Origin of the sequence: Streptomyces sp. NPDC090994 (genome assembly GCF_044768905.1) — a bacterium.
Lineage (GTDB): Bacteria > Actinomycetota > Actinomycetes > Streptomycetales > Streptomycetaceae > Streptomyces.
This window is the reverse complement of the sequence record NZ_JBIVWS010000054.1, coordinates 1-1,846: the sequence shown is the minus strand read 5'-3', so window position 1 is coordinate 1,846 and position 1,846 is coordinate 1. Positions and strand designations below refer to the sequence as shown.

Below are 1,846 nucleotides of genomic sequence, written 5' to 3'. Positions count from 1 at the left end.
AACACAGTGGACGCGAGCAACTGAGGACAAGCCCTCGGCCTATTAGTACCAGTCAACTCCACCCGTTACCAGGCTTCCATATCTGGCCTATCAACCCAGTCGTCTACTGGGAGCCTTACCCTCTCTAGGAGGTGGGAGCCCTCATCTCGAAGCAGGCTTCCCGCTTAGATGCTTTCAGCGGTTATCCCTCCCGAACGTAGCCAACCAGCCATGCCCTTGGCAGAACAACTGGCACACCAGAGGTTCGTCCGTCCCGGTCCTCTCGTACTAGGGACAGCCCTTCTCAAGACTCCTACGCGCACAGCGGATAGGGACCGAACTGTCTCACGACGTTCTAAACCCAGCTCGCGTACCGCTTTAATGGGCGAACAGCCCAACCCTTGGGACCGACTCCAGCCCCAGGATGCGACGAGCCGACATCGAGGTGCCAAACCATCCCGTCGATATGGACTCTTGGGGAAGATCAGCCTGTTATCCCCGGGGTACCTTTTATCCGTTGAGCGACGGCGCTTCCACAAGCCACCGCCGGATCACTAGTCCCGACTTTCGTCCCTGCTCGACCCGTCGGTCTCACAGTCAAGCTCCCTTGTGCACTTACACTCAACACCTGATTGCCAACCAGGCTGAGGGAACCTTTGGGCGCCTCCGTTACCCTTTAGGAGGCAACCGCCCCAGTTAAACTACCCATCAGACACTGTCCCTGATCCGGATCACGGACCCAGGTTAGACATCCAGCACGACCAGACTGGTATTTCAACGACGACTCCACAACCACTGGCGTGGCCGCTTCAAAGTCTCCCAGCTATCCTACACAAGCCGAACCGAACACCAATATCAAACTGTAGTAAAGGTCCCGGGGTCTTTCCGTCCTGCTGCGCGAAACGAGCATCTTTACTCGTAGTGCAATTTCACCGGGCCTATGGTTGAGACAGTCGAGAAGTCGTTACGCCATTCGTGCAGGTCGGAACTTACCCGACAAGGAATTTCGCTACCTTAGGATGGTTATAGTTACCACCGCCGTTTACTGGCGCTTAAGTTCTCAGCTTCGCCTGGACGAATCCAAGCTAACCGGTCCCCTTAACGTTCCAGCACCGGGCAGGCGTCAGTCCGTATACATCGCCTTACGGCTTCGCACGGACCTGTGTTTTTAGTAAACAGTCGCTTCTCGCTGGTCTCTGCGGCCACCCCCAGCTCACGGAGTAAATCCGATCACCAGGTGTGGCCCCCCTTCTCCCGAAGTTACGGGGGCATTTTGCCGAGTTCCTTAACCATAGTTCACCCGAACGCCTCGGTATTCTCTACCTGACCACCTGAGTCGGTTTAGGGTACGGGCCGCCATGAAACTCGCTAGAGGCTTTTCTCGACAGCATAGGATCATCCACTTCACCACAATCGGCTCGGCATCAGGTCTCAGCCACAAGTGCGACGGATTTACCTACCGCACGGCCTACACCCTTACCCCGGGACAACCACCGCCCGGGATGGACTACCTTCCTGCGTCACCCCATCACTCACCTACTAACCGCTTGGGCCGGCGGCTCCACCACTTTCCATTCCCCGAAGGGTCCGGAACGGCTTCACGGCCTTAGCATCACGATGCTCGATGTTTGACGCTCCACAGCGGGTACCGGAATATCAACCGGTTATCCATCGACTACGCCTGTCGGCCTCGCCTTAGGTCCCGACTTACCCTGGGCAGATCAGCTTGACCCAGGAACCCTTAGTCAATCGGCGCACACGTTTCCCACGTGTGTATCGCTACTCATGCCTGCATTCTCACTCGTCAACCGTCCACAACTCGCTTACACGGCTGCTTCACCCGGCAGACGACGCTCCCCTACCCATC

Annotated in this window: 1 rRNA gene; it reads right to left on the bottom strand. The window is 57.0% G+C overall.

What is annotated here, in order from left to right:
* Positions 1-22: 22 nt before the first annotated feature.
* Positions 23-1,846, bottom strand: a 23S ribosomal RNA gene (locus ACIQR3_RS38215); the annotation flags it as partial.